Annotated in this window: 1 protein-coding gene; it reads right to left on the minus strand. The window is 67.0% G+C overall.

All coding sequences use genetic code 11. From position 1 onward, the window contains the following. Positions 1 to 107: 107 nt before the first annotated feature. Entirely contained in the window at positions 108 to 1,205 is a 1,098-nt protein-coding gene (locus tag ACWD6N_RS37715) for an IS110 family transposase (protein WP_450006755.1), read from the minus strand. Positions 1,206 to 1,504: the final 299 nt, after the last annotated feature.

Genomic DNA, 1,504 nt, shown 5'->3' on the forward strand with positions numbered 1-1,504 from the left:
TCGGGAGACCTCGAGCAGTTCGCAGGCACGTTTGACGTTGTGCTTGCCGGCCTGCTCCGCGGCGATGAACGGGAAGACGTTCACCGGGTCTCCTTGATGCTCCTATGTCAAGCTGCTACCGGGAGCGGCTGCACATTTGTAGCGGTGCGGGCGCTGCTGGTGGCGACGCTGGCGGGTCGAACTGTTGGTTGGCACGCCCGCTCGTCAGCCAGTAGGGCGGCGAAGACCCGATCGGACAAACGTCGGCGCAGCAGTCGTATGGCTTCCGTCTTGGTCTTTCCGCTGCTGATCAGCTTGTCGACGTATTCCTTGCCCGGCCCGATACCGCGGGTTTGAGTGACCGCTGCCATGTGCAGCGCGGTGTTGACGGTGCGGTTGCCGCCACGGTTGAGTCGGACCCGGACCTTGTTGCCGGACCACACCGGGATCGGGGCGGTGCCGTTGAAGCGGGCGTAGGCGTGCTTGGACTTGAACCGGGCAGCACCGGCGGTTTCGCCGAGGATCATCGCCGCACCGAGCACGCCCAGGCCGGGGATCCCGAGCAGGGTCGGCCCCAGATCCTCGACCAGGTCCCGCAGCTCACGCTCCAGGGCGTTGATCTGCACCGTCAGCTCCCGGCAACGGACCAGCAGGTCTCGGGCGATCCGGGCGACCGTGCCGTCAAGGTCGGCGAGTCTGGCAGCCAGCTCGTCGATGACGCGGTAGCGGCGCAGGCCCCGGGAGGGCACCTGGAGTTCCGGGTCCAGTTCATGCAGGTGCCAGCGGAGCCGGCCGCACAGCTTGGTGCGTTCCACGACGAGATCGTGACGGTGATCGGAGAGCAGCTTGACCTGCCGGGTAGGCCCGTCGAGATGGGCAACGGGCAGATCCGGCTCGCGCAACGCGGCCAAGGCGACGGCTTCGGCGTCGATCGGGTCGGACTTCCCTCGCTGCCGCCCAGACCTACGAGCCGCGGCCATCAACCGGGTATGCACCCGAACAACCCGATGCCCGGCACGCAACAGGTCGCGTTCCAGCCGACGGGTCATATGCCGGCAATCCTCGACCGCGAAGCTCACCTGCGGCCACTGACCTGCCCATTCCACGGCGCGGAGGTGACCTTCGTCCGTCGCGACGACAGTTCGTTCGCCGAGCTTCCGGCCTAGGTCGTCGACCGCGACCAGGGTGTGTGTGCGCTTGTGGGCGTCGATTCCGATCACAGTCATGCCAGCTCCTCGCTGCCGGGGGTGAGGGTCCGCGAGCCGGGCGAGGGGGCATGCCTTAATCGAGCATTAGCAGGCTCCTATCAAGCCACTCCAGGCCCGGCGCAGGGTCCGGCGGGGCCGCACATCAGGAAAAGCCACCAGCCGCAGGCCGGGGCAGCGAAGAAATGAGCGAGCCCCGCCGGACGTCGATCAGTCTGGCATTAACGCGAAGAAAGCCGTCGCCCGTTTGAGCACATCGACGTCTTCGCGCAGCCTGCGGTTCTCTTTGCGCAGCTGTGCGAGTTCGGCCCGCTCGTCGG

Source organism: Micromonospora sp. NPDC005163 (genome assembly GCF_053599835.1).